A 22017-nucleotide genomic window follows, 5' to 3' on the forward strand; every position below is an offset into this window, starting at 1 on the left:
TAAATGAAAGAATTTTTACAACACCCTGTTTTTAAGACCCTTGCTGAAATAGCGCATGAACATCACATCGAAGCTTATATCATCGGTGGCTATGTGCGCGATATTTTTTTAGAAAGACCATCTAAAGACATCGATATTGTAGTGTTGGGAAATGGAATTGAGTTTGCGGAACTGGTTGGAGCGCAACTGAAAAGTAAAGTTGCCGTCTTTAAAAACTTTGGCACAGCCATGCTCAAGTTTAAAGAGCTTGAAATTGAATTTGTAGGAGCAAGAAAAGAATCCTACCGCTCAGATTCCCGCAAACCAATTGTGGAAAACGGAACCATAAAAGACGATCAGCTCAGAAGGGATTTTACCATCAATGCCTTGGCCATCTCCTTAAATGAGCAAAATTATGGCAACCTGGTTGATCCATTTGATGGCTTAACAGATCTGAAAAACAAACTCATCAGAACACCGTTAGATCCTGAACTTACCTTTTCTGATGATCCGTTACGCATGATGCGCGCTGTTAGATTTGCAGCCCAGCTTAATTTCAGTATAGATGAACCGGCGCTAAACGCCATCAGAAAACAAAAAGAACGCATCAGCATCGTTTCCAAAGAACGCATCACTGATGAATTGAATAAAATCATTCTTTCCAAAGTACCATCCATCGGATTCAAATACTTATTTGATACCGGGCTGTTACATCTGGTCTTTCCGCAAATGGCCGGCTTATATGGCGTGGATGTGATCAATGGAAAGGGGCATAAAGATAATTTTTACCATACCTTGCAAGTGCTCGATAACATTTGTGAAACCACAAACGACCTTTGGTTGCGTTGGGCTGCAATTTTACATGACATTGCAAAACCGGCTACCAAACGTTTTGAAGAGGGACATGGCTGGACATTCCATGGACACGAAGACAAAGGTGCCCGAATGGTTCCTAAAATCTTTGCACAATTGAAACTGCCCCTGAACGAAAAAATGAAATACGTTCAAAAGCTGGTGCAACTTCACCTCCGCCCTATTGTCCTCGCGCAGGAAATTGTAACCGATTCGGCAGTCAGGAGATTACTCTTCGATGCCGGAGAAGATATAGAGAGCCTCATGCTGTTGTGCAATGCGGATGTTACTACAAAAAATGAATATAAGGTAAAGAAATACCGCAACAACTTTGAACTCGTTAAGCAGAAACTGAAGGATGTTGAAGAACGTGATAAAATCAGAAACTGGCAACCCCCTGTTTCAGGAGACGACATCATGCAAACCTTTGGCTTAACTGCCGGAAAAGAAGTCGGCCTCATCAAAAATGCGATCCGGGAAGCAATTCTGGAAGGTGAAATCACCAATTCGTACGAAGAGGCCATACAATTTATGCTCAAAAAAGGCAGGGAATTTGGCCTGTCCCCTATAAAGCATTAATACAAATTATAGAAAGTATATTTTATTTTTTAATTTTATACCGAGAAAAGAAGCTCCAATGGCAATTTATAGATTTAGAATAAGTTTCGAAGATTTCGATGAAGTAGTACGGGAAATAGATATTAAATCAACCCAAACATTTGAAGATTTACATAAAGCGGTGCACAGATCTACAGGATATTCTGCAGAGAAGTCCTCATCTTTCTTTGTAAGCACAGACAATTGGATTAAAGGTGATGAAATTGCCTATTTACCCAATCAACGTAAAATAGACAGGGGCGTTGCTTTAATGGAAAAATCCAAGCTGAGTAACTTTATTGAAGATCCGCACCAGAAGTTCTATTACATCTATAATTTCGACAGGCCCTTCGACTTCCATGTAGAGCTGATTAAAATTATTTTAGAGACAGATCCAAGTATTGAATATCCATTCCTGGTTAAAAGTACCGGTGAAGCACCAAAAATTATTGATAAAAACAACTTTGGCGCAGTGGCCGTTTCAGCCAACCCGGTTTCTTCAGAATTCGACTTCCTGAATGAGATGGATTTTGTACCGGAAGATACCGAAGAACTGGAGGCTATGGGCGGAAGAGGCATCAATGCAGAGGAAAAGTCCGATGATACTGATGAGGAGGAGGATACCGAAGATGCAGACGAGTTCTCTGACAATGACAACTACGAAGACGAATACGATAGCAAAGACGATTATTAATGCCGGCTATGGCATTGCAAAAAACATTAATTGTGGTGGTCGGCCCAACGGCCATTGGTAAAACAGCCTTAGCCATTAAGCTGGCGCAACATTTTGACACAGAGGTTATCTCTGCAGATTCCAGGCAGTTTTTTAAAGAAATGGAAATAGGCACAGCCAAACCTTCAACAGAAGAATTGGCTGCTGCCCCACACCATTTCATCAACTCCCATAGTGTGCAAACCTTATTTAGTACAGGCGATTTTGAATCTCAGGCTTTACTGCTGATCGAAAGCCTGTTCAAAACACATCAGATACTCATTATGGTTGGTGGCTCCGGCTTATACATCGACGCCCTTTGCAAGGGATTAGATGCTTTGCCAGACACAAACATGAACATTCGGGAACAGCTCAACCTACAGCTGGCCAACGAAGGCATTGAAGCCATTAAAAGCCAACTGGCCGAACATGACCCTGAATATTATGCTAAAGTGGATCAGGCCAATCCTCAGCGCATGATCAGGGGATTGGAATTTTTCCTGTCAACCGGCACTAAGCTATCTGCCCATCTGACCAACAGCAAGAAGATCCGGCCTTTTAAGATTGTCAAGATCGGTTTAAATATGGATCGTGCGGCTTTATACGAGCGTATAAACCTACGCGTAGATCAAATGATGAGTGCAGGCCTGTTGGAAGAAGTAAAGTCATTACAAGCCTTTAGAAACTATAACGCATTAAATACGGTAGGCTATTCAGAGTTGTTTGCTCATCTGGATGGAGATTTGTCCCTGGCGGAAGCAGTAGAAAAAATTAAGCAAAATACCAGGCGCTTTGCAAAAAGACAGTTAACCTGGTTCAGGAGAGATGACAGCACCGCCTGGTTTGAACCAAATCAGCAGGACGCCGTCATCAATCATATCGTGCAGCAAATCAGTTAAGCCTGAGCAGCTGGTCCGCCAAAGTTCATTGGAAAGCCAGGAGGCTCTTCCTGGGTTTTAATACGTCCGTTTATTGCTTCGTATTTATCAACATTATCCTGCATCGCTGCCACCAGTCTTTTGGCATGCTCAGGTGTCAATATAATTCTTGATTTTACCCTTGCTTTGGGTACACCTGGCATTACCCGGATAAAGTCCAGTACAAACTCTGTATTGGAATGGGTAATGATGGCCAGGTTAGAGAATATCCCTTCTGCAATTTCCTCAGAAAGCTCAATATTTAATTGGTTGTCGTGTTGTTGTTGTTCTTCCATATAACAAACTTAGATAAAAGACCGCTTGCTTTTACAAAACGGGGCAAAAAAAAATCCCCCTACTAAAAGCAGGAGGATTTAAAAAGATATTTAAAGTATTATGCGTCTACTTCTTCTTGTTTCGAAGCCAATAATTTATCGTATTCTTCCTGAGAACCAACAATGATACGCTCATATCCACGTACACCAGTACCTGAAGGAATTAAGTGTCCAACAATAACGTTTTCTTTCAATCCAAGCATATTATCACGTTTACCCGCAATGGCTGCTTCATTCAGTACTTTAGTAGTTTCCTGGAATGATGCTGCAGAGATAAACGATTTAGTACCCAATGATGCACGGGTAATACCTTGCAGAATTGAACTCGCTGTAGCAGGTCTTGCGTCACGAACTTCAATTTGTTTCAAATCTTTACGTTTCAATTGAGAATTTTCGTCTCTTAATTTACGCAATGAAATGATCTGACCAGGTTTTACTGTGTTTGAATCACCAGCATCTTCAACAACTTTTTTGTCGTAGATCTCATCGTTTTCAATCATAAAGTCCCAACGGTCAACAGAGTTATTTTCTAAGAAAATGGTATCTCCCGGATCCTCGATATGAACTTTCTGCATCATCTGGTGAACGATTACCTCGAAGTGTTTATCGTTGATTTTTACACCTTGTAAACGATAAACCTCCTGGATTCCGTTAACCAGGTATTCTTGTACTGCCGCAGGACCTTTAATCGCTAAGATATCTGCAGGAGAGATTGAACCGTCAGATAATGGCATACCAGCTTTCACAAAGTCATTATCCTGAACCAGGATGTGTTTAGACAATGGAACAAGGTATTTTTTAACTTCACCATCTTTAGATTCAATAGTGATCTCGCGGTTACCACGTTTCACACCACCCAAAGTTACCACACCATCAATCTCTGTTACTACAGCAGGGTTAGAAGGGTTACGTGCTTCGAAAAGTTCCGTTACACGTGGTAAACCACCCGTAATATCCCTTGTTTTTCCTGTTGCACGAGGTATCTTAACCAAGATCTGTCCAGTTTGTACCATATCACCTTCATCAATTGCGATGTGGGCACCTACCGGGATGTTGTATCCACGGATCAGTTCACCTTTTTTATCTACAACTCTTACTGAAGGGTTTTTAGTTTTATCACGTGTATCGATAATTACTTTCTCACGGTGACCAGTTTGTTCGTCTGACTCTTCGCGGAAGGTTACACCCTCTACAATCGCATCAAATTCAATCTTACCAGCAAACTCAGAGATAATTACCGCGTTATATGGATCCCATGAACAAATACGATCTCCTTTAGTGATTTTAGCACCATCCTCAACGTACAAGAATGATCCATAAGGGATGTTATTGGTCATGATGATTTTACCAGTACCAGGCTCAACAATTTTGAATTCACCTGAACGGCCCAACACGATATTGGTTAAACCTTCTTCTGTTTTAGTTTCAACTGTACGAACGTTTTCAAATTCGATGATACCATCAAATTTAGCCGTAATCTGAGATTCTGCAGCGATGTTCGATGCAGTACCCCCAACGTGGAACGTACGTAGTGTCAACTGTGTACCCGGCTCACCGATTGACTGTGCAGCAATTACACCGACAGCTTCACCTTTTTGAACACGTTTACCAGTAGCAAGGTTACGTCCGTAACATAAAGCACAAACGCCTCTTTGATTTTCGCAGGTCAATACCGAACGAATTTCAATACCTTCTAAAGGAGACTCTTCAATCGCTTTCGCAATGTCTTCGTCGATATCCTGTCCGGCAGCAACCAACAGTTGACCATCTAAAGGATTGAACACATCGTGAAGAGAAATACGACCTAATAACCTGTCATACAACGGCTCTACGATATCCTCGTTATCTTTCAATGCAGTGGTATACATACCTCTCAATGTACCGCAATCCTCAGAATTAACGATCATATCCTGGGCCACATCATGTAAACGACGTGTCAGGTAACCAGCATCGGCTGTTTTCAAGGCCGTATCCGCCAAACCTTTACGAGCACCGTGAGTAGAGATAAAGTATTCCAATACTGACAGTCCTTCTTTAAAGTTAGACAAAATCGGGTTTTCAATAATCTCACCACCTGAACCTGATTTCTGAGGCTTAGCCATCAAACCACGCATACCGCACAGCTGACGAATCTGCTCTTTCGAACCACGGGCTCCAGAATCCAACATCATGTAAACAGAGTTGAAACCCTGGTTATCACTCGATAACTGAGTCATCACGAATGATGTTAAACGGTTATTGATACGCGTCCAGATATCGATAATTTGGTTGTAACGTTCGTTGTTGGTAATGAAACCCATGTTATAGTTGTTTCTTACCTCATCAACTTCTGCAGAAGCCTGCTCCAATAAAGCATGTTTTTCAACAGGAATGTTTACATCTTGTAAATTAAATGATAAACCTCCCCTGAATGCCATTTGGAAACCTAACTCTTTAATATCATCAAGGAATCTTGATGCACGAGCCATTCCGGTTATTTTAACGACATGACCAATGATATCCCTTAAAGATTTTTTGGTCAGCAATTCGTTGATGTAACCTACTTCTTCCGGTACCATTTGGTTAAACAATACACGTCCAACAGTAGTTTCAGTTAACTTGTTAACAATAGTTCCATCTTCCAGTTTCACATTTACTTTTACTTTAATAAAAGCGTGAAGGTCGATACGTTTCTCATTGTAAGCAATGATCACTTCCTCCGGAGAGTAGAAAGAGAAATCTTGTCCTTTAACTACACGTCCTTCGTCTGTTCTGCGGCCTTTAGTAATGTAATAAAGACCCAAAACCATATCTTGTGAAGGTACAGTAATCGGCGTACCGTTCGCAGGGTTCAGAATGTTATGTGCAGCAAGCATCAATACCTGGGCTTCCAAAATAGCAGCATGACCTAAAGGTAAATGCACCGCCATCTGGTCACCGTCAAAATCCGCGTTAAAAGCCGTACATACCAATGGGTGCAACTGGATAGCCTTTCCTTCAACCAATTTAGGTTGGAAAGATTGAATACCCAATCTGTGTAGCGTAGGTGCACGGTTTAACAATACCGGGTGACCTTTCAGCACATTCTCCAAAATGTCCCAAACCAAAGGATCTTTTCTGTCTACAATCTTTTTAGCAGATTTAACAGTTTTAACGATACCCCTTTCGATCATCTTACGGATGATAAATGGTTTGAACAGCTCAGCAGCCATATCTTTAGGTAAACCACATTCGTGTAATTTAAGGTTCGGACCTACAACAATTACCGAACGCGCAGAATAATCCACACGTTTACCCAATAAGTTCTGACGGAAACGACCTTGTTTACCTTTCAAAATATCAGAAAGGGATTTCAAAGCACGGTTACCTTCAGTCTTAACTGCGTTTACTTTACGTGAGTTATCAAATAACGAATCTACAGCTTCCTGTAACATACGTTTTTCGTTACGTAAAATTACTTCCGGAGCTTTGATCTCGATCAAACGTTTCAAACGGTTGTTACGGATAATCACACGACGATACAAATCGTTCAAATCTGAAGTCGCAAAACGACCACCTTCCAATGGTACCAAAGGACGCAATTCTGGTGGAATAACCGGAACGATCTTGATGATCATCCACTCTGGATTATTCTCAATGCGGGATCTTGAACCACGGAAAGCCTCAACAACCTGTAAACGTTTCAAAGCTTCGTTTTTACGTTGCTGAGAAGTCTCGTTTGCAGCCTGGTGACGCAGGTTATATGATAAAGTATCTAAATCAATACGTTTTAATAAATCCTCTAATGCTTCAGCACCCATTTTGGCGATGAATTTATTAGGGTCTTTATCATCCAAATATTGGTTTTCTTTAGGCAACTTATCCAGAATATCTAAATATTCCTCTTCAGTTAAGAAATCCATATATTGAATACCTTCTTCTGCCATAAAACCAGGCTGAATTACTACATAACGCTCGTAGTAAATGATCAGGTCTAATCTCTTTGTAGGCAATCCCAATAAGTATCCGATTTTATTTGGCAATGAGCGGAAATACCAGATATGCGCAACAGGAACCACCAAATTGATGTGTCCCATACGCTCTCTACGTACTTTCTTCTCAGTTACTTCAACACCACAACGGTCACAAACAATACCTTTATAACGGATACGTTTATACTTACCGCAATGACATTCGTAATCTTTTACCGGACCAAAAATACGCTCGCAAAACAAACCATCACGTTCAGGTTTGTAAGTACGGTAATTGATAGTCTCAGGTTTCAACACCTCTCCACTAGAACGCTCTAAAATAGCCTCTGGCGACGCCAGGCTAATGGTGATCGAGGTGAAGTTGCTTTTTAATTTATTATCCTTTTTGTAAGACATAGTTCTTTTGTTTGAAAGTTGAAAAATTTAAAAAGTCGGGATGCTTTTCAGACAAGCTTCATCACATCCCAACCAAATAACTTTCAACATTAGTCTAACGTAATATCTAAACCTAATCCACGTAATTCATGTACCAATACGTTAAACGATTCTGGTACACCAGGAGTAGGAAGGTTCTCGCCTTTTACAATCGCCTCATAGGTTTTTGCTCTACCGATCACATCATCCGATTTAACAGTCAGGATTTCTTGCAGGATATTGGCCGCACCAAATGCTTCCAATGCCCAAACCTCCATCTCACCAAAACGCTGACCACCGAACTGGGCTTTACCACCCAATGGTTGTTGAGTAATCAATGAGTACGGTCCGATTGAACGGGCGTGCATCTTATCATCAACCATGTGACCTAGTTTCAACATATAGATAATACCTACAGTTGTTGGCTGATCAAATTTCTCACCTGTTAAACCATTATGTAAATAGGTTCTTCCAGAAGCAGGAACACCAGCCTTAGCAATCCAGTCTTCTACCTCGTCATGTTTCGCACCATCAAAAATTGGAGTTGCAAATTTAACACCCAATTCTTTACCGGCCCATGCCAATACAGTTTCATAGATCTGGCCCAGGTTCATACGTGAAGGTACACCCAGTGGGTTCAACACGATATCAACAGGAGTTCCGTCATCAAGGAATGGCATATCTTCATCACGAACGATACGGGCTACAATACCCTTATTACCGTGACGACCAGCCATCTTATCACCTACTTTTAATTTACGTTTCTTAGCTACATAAACTTTTGCCATTTGAACAATACCGGAAGGCAACTCATCACCTACACTGATTGCAAATTTATCGCGTTTATAAGCACCAAGCTCTTCGTTTACACGAATACCGTAGTTGTGCAACAACAATTTGATCTGATCGTTTTTGTCATCATCAGTAGTCCATTTGTATGGATTGATGTGTGCATATTCTAAATCAGATAAACTTTTCTGAGTGAATTTGGCTCCTTTAGGGAATAACAATTCCTTGTAAACGTTATATACACCCTGAGATGTTTTACCATTCACAATCTGGAACAATTTATCTACCAATTCATTTTTCAGATTTGTAGTTGCAATATCGTATCTCTTGTCTAACTTCTCGATCGCAGATTTTTCTTCCGCTTTGGTAGTTTTCTTAGCTCTAGAGAACAATTTGGTATCAATTACCACACCTCTGATTGAAGGCGGAGTTTTCAAAGACGCATCTTTTACATCACCGGCTTTATCACCAAAGATGGCACGGAGTAATTTCTCTTCCGGTGAAGGATCAGATTCACCTTTTGGCGTAATCTTACCAATCAGGATATCACCTTCTTTAACTTCAGCACCGATACGGATGATACCGTTTTCATCTAAATCTTTAGTAGCTTCTTCCGAAACGTTAGGGATATCTGGTGTCAATTCCTCTTCCCCACGTTTGGTATCACGTACTTCCAATTCAAATTCTTCGATGTGCAATGAAGTAAAGATGTCTTCACGAACAATACGCTCGCTAATTACGATCGCATCCTCAAAGTTATATCCCTGCCAAGGCATGAAAGCAACTTTTAAGTTTCTTCCCAATGCCAGCTCACCGTTTTCAGTAGCATAACCTTCACAAAGTACTTGTCCTTTAACAACTTTCTGGCCTTTCTTAACAATTGGCTTCAGGTTGATACAAGTATTCTGGTTGGTTTTCTTGAACTTGATTAATTTATAAGTTTTGCTGTCACCTTCGAAAGAAACCAAACGATCGCCGTCGTTTCTTACGTATTTAATGGTGATTTCGTTAGCATCTACATATTCTACAACACCGTCACCTTCAGCATTGATCAATGTTCTTGAGTCACGTGCAACGCGACCTTCCAAACCTGTACCAACGATTGGTGCTTCAGGACGTAACAATGGTACGGCCTGACGTTGCATGTTCGATCCCATCAAAGCCCTGTTCGCATCATCATGCTCCAGGAACGGAATCAACGATGCAGCAATAGAGGTAATCTGATTTGGCGCCACGTCCATTAAGTCTAATTTCTCAGGCTCAATAACCGGGAAGTCACCCTCATAACGCGCTTTTACACGTGTAGTGGTGAAATTACCTTGATCGTCATAAGCAGCATTTGCCTGTGCGATCGTTTTACCATCTTCATCTTCAGCAGACAAATAGATAACCGGTTCGTCAACAGCAACTACGCCATTCTCTACCTTTTTATATGGAGTTTCAATGAAACCTAAATTATTGATCTTCGCATGCACACACAAAGATGAAATCAAACCAATGTTTGGTCCCTCTGGTGTTTCAATGGTACACAAACGACCATAGTGGGTATAGTGAACGTCACGTACCTCGAAACCGGCACGCTCACGTGACAAACCACCTGGACCTAAGGCTGACAAACGACGCTTGTGCGTAATCTCTGCCAAAGGATTCGTCTGATCCATAAATTGCGACAACTGGTTTGTTCCAAAGAATGAATTAATTACCGACGATAAAGTACGGGCATTAATCAAGTCAGTTGGTGTGAAAACCTCATTGTCACGAATGTTCATACGCTCACGGATGGTACGGGCCATACGTGCTAAACCAACACCAAATTGAGCGTACAATTGCTCACCTACTGTACGAACACGACGATTCGACAAGTGATCAATATCATCCACTTCTTCTTTAGAGTTGATCAGTTTGATCAGATATTTAACAATCGCGATGATATCTGCTTTTGTCAATACCTTTACGTGATCAGGTGTATCCATTTTCAACTTACGGTTGATACGGTATCTACCTACATCACCAAGATCATAACGTTTATCCGAGAAGAACAAACGCTCAATGATACCTCTCGCAGTTTCCTCATCAGGTGGTTCTGCATTACGCAAAGCACGATAGATGTTTTCAACAGCCTCTTTTTCAGAGTTCGAAGTATCTTTTTGTAAAGTATTATATATAATGGTATAATCAGCCTGACTGGCACCATCATCTTTAGACAAGATAATCGTTTTAACACCAGCGTCGATGATCATATCAATATGGTCGTCTTCTAAAACAGTATCCCTGTCTAAGATCACTTCATTACGATCTATAGAAACTACCTCACCAGTATCTTCATCCACAAAATCCTCAACCCATTTTCTCAATACTCTAGCAGCAAGCTTACGGCCGATATATTTCTTTAAACCTGATTTGCTAACTTTTACTTCATCAGCTAAATCAAATAATTCCAAGATGTCTTTATCAGAATCGTAACCAATTGCACGCAATAAGGTGGTAACCGGGAATTTTTTCTTACGATCGATATAAGCATACATGACGTTATTTACGTCAGTTGCAAACTCGATCCAAGATCCTTTGAAAGGAATAACACGCGCAGAATATAACTTAGTACCATTGGTGTGACGGCTTTGACCGAAGAACACGCCTGGAGACCTGTGTAACTGAGAAACAATTACACGTTCTGCACCGTTAATCACAAATGTACCTTTAGGAGTCATATAAGGTATGGTTCCTAAATACACATCTTGAATAATGGTTTCAAAATCTTCATGCTCTGCATCATTACAAGAAAGCTTCAGCTTCGCTTTTAATGGAACACTATAAGTTAACCCGCGGTCAATACACTCTGGTATATCATAACGTGGCGGATCAATAAAATAATCAAGGAATTCCAAAACAAAAATGTTTCTGGAATCAGTGATTGGGAAATTTTCAGCGAATACCTTAAACAATCCCTCGGTATGACGGTTGTCTGAAGTGGTCTCGATCTGAAAAAACTCTCTGAATGATTGCAACTGCACATCTAGAAAATCTGGGTAATCTATGATATGCTTACTACGTGCAAAATTTACTCTTTGGTCGACTTTATTTGCCAATGGACTAAAGTTAATTTAGTTTAAGAATAAACTATTTGTTTGGTTTGCCGCTAAACATTTTCATCAACCAAACTAAATGAAATGTTTATAAACAGGTATAGACTCCGACTATACAGTCGGAGTCTACGTTTAGAGTTATATTAAAATTAAGCGATTACTTAATTTCAACTACAGCTCCAGCTTCTTCTAATTGAGTTTTCAAAGCATTAGCTTCGTCTTTAGAAACACCAGCTTTTAATTCTTTTGGTGCACCGTCAACTAAGTCTTTAGCTTCTTTCAAACCTAAACCAGTTAAGTCTTTTACCAATTTAACAACTGCTAATTTAGAACCACCAGCTTCTTTCAATATTACATCAAAAGTAGATTTTTCTTCAGCTGCAGGAGCAGCATCACCAGCAGGACCTGCAACAGCAACTGCAGCAGCAGCTGGTTCAATACCATACTCGTCTTTTAAGATTTGAGCTAATTCGTTAACTTCTTTAACTGTTAAGTTTACCAATTGCTCAGCAAACGCTTTTAAATCTGCCATTTTTATAGATTTTTAAAAATTTACGTAAAAATAATTATTTAATATGAACTTATAAGGTGTCCCTTAACCTTCTCTTTCTTGAAGAGTTTTAACAATTCCTGCAATTTTGTTTCCGCCAGACTGTAAAGCCGAAATAACGTTTTTAGCTGGTGACTGTAATAATCCAATGATGTCTCCAATAAGCTCTTCTCTTGATTTCAAGCTTACCAAAGTATCCAATTGGTTGTCACCAATAAATACTGTTGAATCGATATAAGCAGCTTTCAGCTGAGGTTTATCAGTTCCTTTTCTCAAGGCTTTGATCAGCTTAGCTGGACCATTACCTACTGTTGAGAATAATAATGCTGATTGGCCTTTAAGCGCAACAAAGATCTCTGATGCATCACCTTCTAATCCTTCAATCGCTTTTCTGATTAAAGTATTTTTAGCTACCTGCATTTCAATCCCGCTTTCGAAACATTTACGACGGATGCTGTTTACTTTCTCAACAGATAAGCTTGATGTATCGGCAATGTAAAAATTACCGTATTCCTGCATCTTCACTTGAAGAGCCGAAACGACTTCGTGTTTTTCTTCTCTGTTCATAATTAGATCCCCGCTACTGATTTAGTTTCGATTGCAATTCCAGGACTCATAGTAGAAGAAACATGAATGCTCTTAAAATAAGTTCCTTTTGCAGCAGATGGTTTTAATTTAGAAATTACCTGAAGTACTTCTAAAGCATTTTCATATATTTTATCTGCTGGGAATGATACTTTTCCTATCGAAGCGTGAATAATTCCACTTTTGTCAACTTTAAAATCAATTTTACCGCCTTTAACATCAGTAACTGCTTTACCAACTTCGTTGGTTACAGTACCTGACTTAGGGTTAGGCATTAAGTTCCTTGGACCTAAAACGCGGCCCAATTTACCTACCTTCGCCATACAAGCAGGAGTAGTGATAATAATGTCAACATCAGTCCATCCACCTTCAATCTTGGCTACATATTCGTCCAAACCTACGAAATCTGCTCCTGCAGCTTTAGCCTCTTCTTCCTTATCAGGAGTACAAAGTACTAAAACACGTACAGTTTTACCTGTACCATGAGGTAAAGTAGCAATACCACGTACCATTTGATTGGCTTTACGTGGATCTACACCTAAACTTACATCGATATCAACCGATGCATCAAATTTAGTCGTAGTGATCTCTTTTACCAAAGCAGCCGCATCCTTTAAAGAATACGATTTACCAGATTCTAGTTTAGCATGTGCCTTTTTTTGATTTTTTGTTAATTTAGCCACTGTTGTAAACTGTTTTTTGTTAATTAATTTGTCCAAGGTGCATCACCGCTAACGGTGATTCCCATACTGCGTGCTGTACCGGCAACCATACTCATTGCCGACTCGATAGTGAATGCATTTAAATCAGTCATTTTATCTTCAGCAATTGACTTAACCTGATCCCAAGTCACCGAACCAACTTTCTTACGGTTGGGCTCAGCAGAACCACTCTGTAATTTAGTAGCATCCTTTAACTGGATAGCAACCGGAGGGGTTTTGATGATAAATTCGAAAGACTTGTCAGCATAAACAGTAATTACAACTGGTAATACTTTACCGGGCTTATCTTGGGTACGAGCATTGAATTGCTTGCAAAATTCCATTATATTCACCCCCTTAGCACCCAATGCAGGTCCTACTGGTGGCGATGGATTTGCAGCTCCACCCTTGATCTGTAACTTAACAAGTGCACTGACTTCTTTTGCCATTTTCTGTTTTTGTTAATTTGTAATACTCAATGTTATAATGTTGGAAGCAAGTAACATTTAAGATTTTTATATAGTATATACTACTAATTATTCTTTTTCAACCTGCATATAGTTCAGTTCCAATGGAGTTTTTCTTCCAAAGATCTTTACCATAACTTTCAGTTTTTTCTTCTCTTCGTTAACCTCTTCAATTACGCCGGTAAAACCGTTAAATGGACCGTCCATTACTTTAACGTTTTCACCCACATAATAAGCTACGTTCATGGTTTCACCTTGCTGGCTCATCTCATCAACTTTACCTAAAATGCGGTTAACCTCTGCCTGACGCATAGGTACTGGATTTCCACCCTTATCCCCTAAAAAGCCAATCACACTATTAACGTTCTTAATAATGTGCTCTAACTCTCCATCTAATGTAGCTTCTATTAAAACATAACCCGGGTAAAAGTTACGCTCCTTGGCAATCTTCTTGCCATCTTTCATCTGGTAGTATTTCTCCATAGGGATCAATACCTGAGGTACCAAATGCGAAAATCCTAAACGGCTAATTTCAGAATCGATATATTGTTTTACCTTCTTCTCTTTACCGCTTACAGCTCTAACTACATACCACTTCAACTGATCGTTCATTTAGCTATATTAATTAGAAAGTGATTTATAAAAAGTATCTAAAACAAAAGTAGAACCCTTATCCATAGCAAAGACAACCAATGCAATGATAAATGAAGCTATCAAAACCAACACTGCAGAATTTTGCAATTCTCCCCATGTAGGCCAGGTAACCTTCTGGGTCATTTCTTCATATGATTCTTTAAAAAATTGAACTACTTTAGCCATAATTATTTTTTTGCACGGGAACAAGGATTCGAACCCTGATCAAAGGTTTTGGAGACCTCTATTCTACCGTTGAACTATTCCCGTGTGTTTTCTATCTCTCTTCCAAGATCTAGAGCTTTCATTAGAAGCAAAGTACTTAGGTGTTTAAAGCCTAAGTACTTTGCTTTATTTTGATTCAACTCCCGAAGGAATCAAATACTATTTTAAAATTTCAGTTACCTGACCAGCACCTACTGTTCTACCACCTTCACGGATAGCGAAACGTAGACCTTTTTCCATTGCGATTGCGTTGATCAATTTAACAGTGATCGTAACGTTATCACCTGGCATAACCATTTCAGTTCCTTCAGCTAGTGAGATCTCACCAGTAACGTCTGTGGTACGGAAATAGAATTGTGGACGGTATTTGTTAAAGAATGGAGTGTGACGTCCACCTTCTGCTTTTGACAATACATAGATCTCAGCTTTGAAATCAGTATGAGGATTTACTGAACCTGGTTTACAGATTACCATACCACGACGGATATCAGTTTTCTCAATACCACGTAACAACAAACCTACGTTATCACCAGCCTCACCATAATCAAGGATCTTACGGAACATCTCAACACCTGTTACAGTTGATTTAAGATTTTCTGCACCCATACCCAAGATCTCTACTGGATCTCCTGAGTTGATTACACCACGCTCAATACGACCAGTTGCAACAGTACCACGACCAGTGATCGAGAATACGTCCTCAACAGGCATCAAGAATGGAAGCTCAGTCAAACGTGGAGGAATTGGAATGTAGCTATCAACAGCATCCATTAATTCCATGATTTTACCAACCCATTTCGGATCGCCGTTCAAACCACCAAGAGCAGAACCTTGAATAACAGGAATATCATCACCAGGGAATTCATAGAATGATAACAATTCACGAATTTCCATCTCTACTAATTCTAACAATTCAGGATCGTCAACCATATCCACTTTATTCATGAATACTACCAATGAAGGTACACCAACCTGACGAGCCAATAGAATGTGCTCACGAGTTTGTGGCATTGGACCATCTGTAGCAGCTACAACGATGATAGCTCCATCCATTTGCGCAGCACCAGTAACCATGTTTTTCACGTAATCCGCGTGACCTGGACAGTCAACGTGAGCATAGTGACGGTTAGCTGTTGAATATTCAACGTGTGCTGTATTAATAGTGATACCTCTTTCTTTTTCCTCTGGAGCAGAGTCAATAGAATCAAATGAACGCGCCTCAGATAAACCAGCATCAGATAACACTTTAGTGATAGCTGCTGTTAAGGTTGTTTTACCGTGGTCAACGTGACCGATTGTGCCGATGTTTAAGTGCGGCTTACTGCGGTCAAACTTTTCTTTTGCCATGTTTTTATACTTATTAGTAGGTTAACTTTTTATTTATTTATTGTTTTGATACAATTTCAACACAAAAAACCTTGTTCAACTGCTTTAATTCACAGATCCAACAAAGCATCTTTTATTTTGAGCCAAAGATGGGACTTGAACCCACGACCTCTTCCTTACCAAGGAAGTGCTCTACCGCTGAGCTACTTCGGCTTTCTTTATCTCAGCGTGCAATTCATTTAATCGAAATACAGATTAAATTACTATACCCCTGCCCACCTTTTCCTTATTGAGCGAAAGACGAGGTTCGAACTCGCGACCTATAGCTTGGAAGGCTATCGCTCTACCAACTGAGCTACTTTCGCTTTTTATGGTGGGGGGAGAAGGATTCGAACCTTCGAAGTCTTGCGACAACAGAGTTACAGTCTGTCCCATTTGGCCACTCTGGTATCCCCCCGCTTTTAACGACTCAAATATTGCTACCTGATGTTAAAAGAGCCTCCTATCGGAATCGAACCAATGACCTACTGATTACAAGTCAGTTGCTCTACCAGCTGAGCTAAGGAGGCTTATATATTACATTTCACCAATCTAGTGCAATGTTTTTGATAATATTAATCTTTCACAGAACAACCCCGATCTTTCAAGAGAAACGCCCTCTCTGATTGGGATTGCAAATGTACACCAATTTTAATACGATCCAAAATTATTTTAAAAAAAAATTGACGGGATTTAGCCCCGTCAATTTTCCTGTTAAAAATCCTAAAAATATCTCCTTAATAATCAGATACTTCATCGGCATTTAAAATCGCCTTATGCTCACTTAATTTTATTCTTGTTTTATCTTTATGTTTGGTTATTTGTTTTCGTAATGACTCAATTGCTAAATCTGTAGCTTCCTCAAAAGATTTACATTGCTCCTTTGCGAACATCGTTTGCCCCGGCACATTCAACTTAATCTCGCTGATCTTGTTCGCTTCGTCTTCTACATTCTCCAACTTTAAATACACTTCACCGCTAATGATCTGGTCAAAGAACTGATCTAATTTATCCACTTTCCTCTGAATAAAATCTAATAACTTCTGGTCTGCATTGAAATGGATCGATTGAACTGTAATTTTCATGTTTTCCTCCTTTTTTATGCCTTTGGATGGGCTTGTTTATATATTGTTTTTAATCTTTCTATTGAATTGTGCGTATACACCTGGGTTGCCGCCAGGCTTGCGTGCCCTAAAAGCTCTTTAATCGCATTCAAATCTGCCCCCCTGTTCAGCAGACTGGTAGCATAAGAATGTCGCAATACATGCGGACTTTTCTTATCCTGTGTGGATACATATGTCAAATAACGCTGCACAGTACGGTAAATAAAAACCGCATATGCATCTGCTCCTTTATCTGTAACGATTAAGCGACCACTTTTGTTATGAAAATTTTGTAATGATTTCAATTCGAGGTAATCTTTAAGCTGATGCTCAAGGGTTTTACCTATAGGAATAATGCGTTCTTTATTTCTTTTACCCAGAACTTTGATGCTGCACTGGTAAAAGTCAACGTCTGTATCTTTCAGGGAAATCAATTCCGACAAGCGCATCCCGGTGCCAAACAAGGTTTCAATGATCAGCCTGTCACGCACAGAAGAGAAACTGTCGTCAAAAAACTCCTTTGAATCCAGCAAAACATCCAGCTTGGCATCATCTACAAATACCGGCAAACGTTTGGGGGCTTTAGGTGCCTTTACCAGCGACATCGGACTACTGCGGACCAGTTGCTCCCGCTGTAAAAACTTATAAAAGCTACGCATCGCAGACAGCTTCCTGGCCACGGACGTTTCAGCCACTCCTGAATCCATCAGCCAGACCATAAAATTTCTCACATGCACATATTTCACTTCCAGCAAAGGCAGTTCAAAAGTTAACTGCATGTAATCCCGAAACTGAAACAGATCGGTCTGGTAAGAAGATACGGTATGTGCAGAATATCGCTTCTCGTGCTGGAGATAAGTTATAAATTGGTCAACAGGCATAGAAACTATTTAGGTGCTCGATTGAGTGAATATACAAAACATTAATCCAAGAATTCGAAATTTGAAGCAAAAAAAAAACGCCACCGAAAAATCGATGGCGTTTTAATATCATATAAACTCTGAGAACTAGATAGTTCCTTCCAGTTGCATATTCTGTTTGTAAATTGCGTGTTTAACTAACGTACGACGGGTTACAGATTTTTTCTCGTAAGCCTGACGACTGCGAAGTTCTCTTAACACACCAGTTTTCTCGAATTTCTTCTTGAAACGTTTCAAAGCTTTATCTAATGATTCGCCGTCTTTAATATTAATAATGATCATAACGTTAAAATACCTCCTCTCGTTGTTTTTAGGACTGCAAAGATAGGGCTTTGATTTGATAATCAAAACAATATCTCAATTAAATTAATAAAATTCGGTTTTGATCGCCCGAATCATATATTATCCATATTTTTAACTTAAATATCTGCTATATGAAATCTAAAAAACCGCTGTACATTATACTTGCCATTCTGATCGTGGTACTTATTGGCTTTGTTTATTACCGCTATTATTTCACTTTTGGTGAGGGCGTTAAAGCCGGACAATTGAATTATGTTGTTAAAAAAGGCTATGTGTTTAAAACCTATGAGGGCAAACTGATCCAGACCGGCATCCGCTCACAAACCGGAAACATCCAGTCCAACGAGTTTGAATTCTCCGTTACAGACAAAGCCATTGCAGAAAAAATGATGCTAAACAGCGGAAAGGTATTTGAGCTTCATTATATAGAGTATCTGAACAGCTTACCATGGCGGGGCTACAGCCCCTTTGTCGTAGACAGTATCATCTCTATACAGTAAAAAATAAATCCGGAACCTTTTGGGTACACCGGATTTACCAGTTTTATTATTGGTTAGAATAAAGCTTGTTCAAACTGAAGGTTAATCCTTCAGCACTTCTCTGGCAATTACAATCTTCTGAATTTCAGAAGTTCCCTCACCTATTGTACACAATTTGCTGTCGCGATAAAATTTCTCTACCGGAAAGTCTTTTGTGTAACCATAACCACCAAAGATTTGTACCGCCTCGGTTGCACACCTCACCGATACCTCCGATGCAAAATATTTAGCCATAGCCGATTCTTTAGTCATCGGCAAATGACGGTTTTTCAAATCTGCAGCTTGTCTGATCAACAACTCAGCAGCCTCAATCTCGGTAGCCATATCAGCCAGTTTAAAACTGATTCCCTGAAAATTAGCAATCGGCTGTCCAAATTGATGACGCTCCTTAGCATAACCTACAGCTGCCTCATAGGCGCCTTTTGCAATACCCAGTGATAAAGCTGCAATTGAGATCCGGCCACCGTCAAGCACCTTCATGGCTTGTTTAAAGCCTTCACCAACATTTCCCAATAGGTTTTCTTTCGGTACACGGCAGTTGTCAAAAATCATTTCAGTAGTTTCAGAAGCACGCATCCCCAGTTTATTCTCCTTCTTACCTGCAGAAAACCCCGGTGTACCGCGCTCCACAACAATAGCAGAAATCCCTTTAGAATCGCCCTTCTCTCCCGTCCTTACCATCACCACGGCTACATCACCTGTTTTACCATGGGTAATCCAGTTTTTAGCACCATTGATCACATATTCATCACCATCCAATGTGGCTGTAGTCATCATACGTAAAGCATCAGAACCCGTATTGGCCTCTGTTAATCCCCAGGCACCAATCCATTCTGCAGTAGCCAGTTTTGGTAGCCACTTGCTTTTTTGTTCTTCATTTGCAAATGCCAGAATATGGCCGGTACATAACGAGTTGTGGGCAGCAACAGATAATCCGATCGAACCACAAACCTTTGCCACTTCCACAATAACATCAACATATTCCTGGTAACCGAAACCAGAACCACCGTAAATTTCAGGAACTAAAACACCCATCAACCCCAGCTCACCAAGTTTTTTAAAAACTTCAATAGGGAAATGCTGCGCTTCATCCCATTCCATAACATTTGGCCTGATATTTTTCTCAGCAAAATCTTTCACCATTTTCCTGATCATCAGTTGATTTTCTGAGACACTAAAACTATATCCTACAGAACCGTCCATTGTTTCTAACATAAATATCGTTTGAATTTGGGCAATGATAAACAAATAAAATCACAGCATCACCAGCCAAAAATTAGCTAAATAGTAGAACAAAACGGTATTCAGTTCATTAACCGTATCCTTTCATTTTAGACAAACCAAAAGACCAAAAAAATTATTTATATTTTTTTTGAAAAAAAAATATAAATATTGCCCTTATGAATCGCATTCGCGAAAAACAGACTCAGCAAAGAAAAACCAATAAGAAAAAAATAAGCTTAAAAGACCTAATTAATATGCCGCCAGTGAAAACACCTGACCGGTATAAGGACTTAGCCGGGCGGCACCGTTCAAAAAATCCAGACTAATGATAAAAGAATAAGCCGCCACCTCTGCATCCAATTGCTGGATGAGCTTTGATGCAGCAACCACCGTTCCGCCTGTTGCCAGCAGATCGTCGTGGATCAGCACCTTTTGCCCCGGTAATAAAGCGTCCTCATGCATTTCAATTACCGCATTTCCATATTCTAAATCATAAGATTGCTGTAAAGTTTTATAAGGCAGTTTCCCTTTTTTCCTGATCGGGATGAAAGGAACATTAAGCAATTGGGCCAGAGCAGGACCAAATAAGAAACCCCTGCTTTCAATCCCGGCAACCACATCAATTTCCACTCCAACCAGCTGCGCTGCCAGTGCAGCGGTAATCTCCCCACACAACAAAGGATCTTTGAGTATCGGCGTAATGTCCTTAAAAACAATGCCCGGTTTTGGAAAATCATGCACATCACGTACAATCGCTTTTATTCTGGATTCAATCATGGTTCAAAAATAAGGTATGGTTTTAAAAGCGCAATGGTTTCAGGTGTTAAAATCGCGACCCGAGATAAATCAGCAAGTTCCTTATAGTTGCCATGTTGTTTACGATATTGCACCATCGCATTCACCTGTTTATAACGGATATAAGGATTATTTTTAAAGTCTTCAACCCCCGCCGTATTGATGTTGATTTTTCTGATCTTAGTTTCATCGATCCGGACCTGGTCTTTCAGTTCAAGGTACTTCACAGAATCAATTCCAAATACCTCCATCAGTTGTTCTTTCTTATAAAAACCACCAATGCGGTTGCGGTATTTTACAATGCGATTGGCAAAAGTCATCCCTACCCCCTTTATCAGATCCAGTTCAGTTGTATCCGCACCGTTCAGCTCTATCACTTTCAATGCCGGTTTTACAAAGGCGGGCCGCGGTACAAAAGCCCGGTTCTGCTGCTCAGCCTTATTTTTAATGTGCACATAAGGTGCAAGTTCAGCATACATCCGATCACTAATGGTATACATTTTCCTGAGGTCCTCAGTTTTTCTAAACTGACCACCGCGACTCCTGTAAGTCAGTATGGCCTGAGCTTGCCTGGCCGATAAACCCAATTTTTGCCATTCTGCACTGCCAATGGTATTCGGATCAAAAATAAAACGTTCTTTAATCCTGGTTTTGGGCTTATATTCAACACGATGATGGATCTTCAGCCGGGATGTGTCTTTGCTGTTCAGTGCCGAAAGCTTCAGTACCGCCAACTGCTCCTCTTCATCCACCGGTTCCTCCGGCTTAACTAAGCTATATATATAAGGAAATAAAGTAATCAATAAAATCAGGACCAGCAGTGCCAGCACACCATTAAATTCACCTTTAGTAAAACCAAAGTTATTATTAAGCCATCTTTTCATTGGTAAACGTTCAATATTTTCAGTATAAACCTTATTTATAACACCTTACAAACAAATACAAAAGATTAGGCCAGTCTTCATTCATTCTACTGCTA

At 40.0% G+C, this 22017-nt stretch carries 20 protein-coding genes and 5 tRNA genes; 4 read left to right on the plus strand and 21 right to left on the minus strand.

Annotated elements, in window-relative coordinates; all coding sequences use genetic code 11:
• The first annotated feature begins 3 nt into the window (after window positions 1–3).
• From IM797_RS27160 to miaA, 3 genes are read left to right on the plus strand one after another with little or no spacing between them, the layout of a single operon-like run.
• Window positions 4–1410 (plus strand): CCA tRNA nucleotidyltransferase, encoded by a 1407-nt coding sequence (locus IM797_RS27160; protein WP_194130375.1) that lies wholly within the window; start codon window positions 4–6, stop codon window positions 1408–1410.
• 58 nt (window positions 1411–1468) lie between these two features.
• Window positions 1469–2122: a hypothetical protein gene (locus tag IM797_RS27165; protein ID WP_194130376.1), complete on the plus strand. Its 654-nt coding sequence runs from the start codon at window positions 1469–1471 to the stop codon at window positions 2120–2122.
• An 8-nt stretch (window positions 2123–2130) separates the two neighbouring features.
• Window positions 2131–3039 carry a tRNA (adenosine(37)-N6)-dimethylallyltransferase MiaA gene (gene miaA, locus IM797_RS27170; protein ID WP_370583130.1) on the plus strand — a complete coding sequence of 303 codons (909 nt, stop codon included), beginning with the start codon at window positions 2131–2133 and terminating at the stop codon, window positions 3037–3039.
• Here miaA and IM797_RS27175 read toward each other — a convergent pair.
• The 18 genes from IM797_RS27175 to rpsU all read right to left on the minus strand — a co-directional run bounded on the left by IM797_RS27175 (window position 3036) and on the right by rpsU (window position 18459).
• Complete coding sequence (locus tag IM797_RS27175; protein ID WP_194130378.1) at window positions 3036–3353, minus strand: DUF3467 domain-containing protein; 318 nt, start codon at window positions 3351–3353, stop codon at window positions 3036–3038. The two genes, miaA and IM797_RS27175, sit on opposite strands and share 4 nt — an antisense overlap.
• Before the next feature lie 98 nt (window positions 3354–3451).
• Window positions 3452–7738, minus strand: coding sequence for a DNA-directed RNA polymerase subunit beta' (gene rpoC, locus IM797_RS27180; protein WP_194130379.1), 4287 nt, complete (start codon window positions 7736–7738; stop codon window positions 3452–3454).
• A gap of 89 nt (window positions 7739–7827) precedes the next feature.
• Window positions 7828–11631, minus strand: a complete 3804-nt coding sequence (gene rpoB, locus IM797_RS27185) for a DNA-directed RNA polymerase subunit beta (RefSeq protein WP_194130380.1) — start codon at window positions 11629–11631, stop codon at window positions 7828–7830.
• A 154-nt stretch (window positions 11632–11785) separates the two neighbouring features.
• Entirely contained in the window at window positions 11786–12160 is a 375-nt protein-coding gene (gene rplL / locus IM797_RS27190; RefSeq protein ID WP_173090973.1) for a 50S ribosomal protein L7/L12, read from the minus strand.
• Window positions 12161–12223: 63 nt separating this feature from the next.
• Window positions 12224–12745 carry a 50S ribosomal protein L10 gene (gene rplJ / locus IM797_RS27195; protein ID WP_194130381.1) on the minus strand — a complete coding sequence of 174 codons (522 nt, stop codon included), beginning with the start codon at window positions 12743–12745 and terminating at the stop codon, window positions 12224–12226.
• 2 nt (window positions 12746–12747) lie between these two features.
• Window positions 12748–13446: a 50S ribosomal protein L1 gene (gene rplA / locus IM797_RS27200; RefSeq protein WP_194130400.1), complete on the minus strand. Its 699-nt coding sequence runs from the start codon at window positions 13444–13446 to the stop codon at window positions 12748–12750.
• 23 nt (window positions 13447–13469) lie between these two features.
• Entirely contained in the window at window positions 13470–13913 is a 444-nt protein-coding gene (gene rplK, locus IM797_RS27205) for a 50S ribosomal protein L11 (RefSeq protein ID WP_008243137.1), read from the minus strand.
• 87 nt (window positions 13914–14000) lie between these two features.
• On the minus strand, window positions 14001–14543 hold the full coding sequence (gene nusG / locus IM797_RS27210) for a transcription termination/antitermination protein NusG (RefSeq protein WP_194130382.1): 543 nt from the start codon (window positions 14541–14543) through the stop codon (window positions 14001–14003).
• Between the two features lie 9 nt (window positions 14544–14552).
• Entirely contained in the window at window positions 14553–14750 is a 198-nt protein-coding gene (gene secE / locus IM797_RS27215) for a preprotein translocase subunit SecE (protein WP_194130383.1), read from the minus strand.
• 13 nt (window positions 14751–14763) lie between these two features.
• Window positions 14764–14834: transfer RNA gene (locus IM797_RS27220), tRNA-Trp, on the minus strand.
• A 114-nt stretch (window positions 14835–14948) separates the two neighbouring features.
• Window positions 14949–16136, minus strand: coding sequence for an elongation factor Tu (tuf, locus tag IM797_RS27225; protein ID WP_194130384.1), 1188 nt, complete (start codon window positions 16134–16136; stop codon window positions 14949–14951).
• A gap of 120 nt (window positions 16137–16256) precedes the next feature.
• Window positions 16257–16328, minus strand: a tRNA-Thr gene (locus tag IM797_RS27230).
• 79 nt (window positions 16329–16407) lie between these two features.
• Window positions 16408–16480, minus strand: a tRNA-Gly gene (locus IM797_RS27235).
• A 6-nt stretch (window positions 16481–16486) separates the two neighbouring features.
• A tRNA-Tyr gene (locus IM797_RS27240) sits at window positions 16487–16572 on the minus strand.
• A gap of 39 nt (window positions 16573–16611) precedes the next feature.
• Window positions 16612–16684: transfer RNA gene (locus IM797_RS27245), tRNA-Thr, on the minus strand.
• A gap of 207 nt (window positions 16685–16891) precedes the next feature.
• Window positions 16892–17239 carry a ribosome hibernation-promoting factor, HPF/YfiA family gene (gene hpf / locus IM797_RS27250; RefSeq protein ID WP_194130385.1) on the minus strand — a complete coding sequence of 116 codons (348 nt, stop codon included), beginning with the start codon at window positions 17237–17239 and terminating at the stop codon, window positions 16892–16894.
• A 14-nt stretch (window positions 17240–17253) separates the two neighbouring features.
• Window positions 17254–18138: a tyrosine-type recombinase/integrase gene (locus IM797_RS27255; protein WP_194130386.1), complete on the minus strand. Its 885-nt coding sequence runs from the start codon at window positions 18136–18138 to the stop codon at window positions 17254–17256.
• 126 nt (window positions 18139–18264) lie between these two features.
• Window positions 18265–18459 carry a 30S ribosomal protein S21 gene (gene rpsU, locus IM797_RS27260; protein ID WP_194130387.1) on the minus strand — a complete coding sequence of 65 codons (195 nt, stop codon included), beginning with the start codon at window positions 18457–18459 and terminating at the stop codon, window positions 18265–18267.
• A 152-nt stretch (window positions 18460–18611) separates the two neighbouring features.
• Between rpsU and IM797_RS27265 the strand changes: the two genes are divergently transcribed.
• Window positions 18612–18980 (plus strand): hypothetical protein, encoded by a 369-nt coding sequence (locus tag IM797_RS27265; protein ID WP_194130388.1) that lies wholly within the window; start codon window positions 18612–18614, stop codon window positions 18978–18980.
• 81 nt (window positions 18981–19061) lie between these two features.
• On the opposite strand, the gene IM797_RS27270 is transcribed toward IM797_RS27265, so the two are convergent.
• From IM797_RS27270 to IM797_RS27280, 3 genes are all read right to left on the minus strand, one after another.
• Window positions 19062–20234 carry an acyl-CoA dehydrogenase family protein gene (locus IM797_RS27270; RefSeq protein ID WP_194130389.1) on the minus strand — a complete coding sequence of 391 codons (1173 nt, stop codon included), beginning with the start codon at window positions 20232–20234 and terminating at the stop codon, window positions 19062–19064.
• A gap of 258 nt (window positions 20235–20492) precedes the next feature.
• On the minus strand, window positions 20493–21020 hold the full coding sequence (locus IM797_RS27275) for an adenine phosphoribosyltransferase (RefSeq protein ID WP_194130390.1): 528 nt from the start codon (window positions 21018–21020) through the stop codon (window positions 20493–20495).
• A complete protein-coding gene (locus IM797_RS27280; protein WP_194130391.1) occupies window positions 21017–21922 on the minus strand; it encodes a helix-hairpin-helix domain-containing protein in 906 nt (301 codons plus the stop codon). Before IM797_RS27280 ends, IM797_RS27275 begins: the two co-directional genes overlap by 4 nt.
• Window positions 21923–22017 lie beyond the last annotated feature (95 nt).

This window comes from Pedobacter sp. MC2016-24, assembly GCF_015223055.1.
Taxonomy (GTDB): Bacteria; Bacteroidota; Bacteroidia; order Sphingobacteriales; family Sphingobacteriaceae; genus Pedobacter.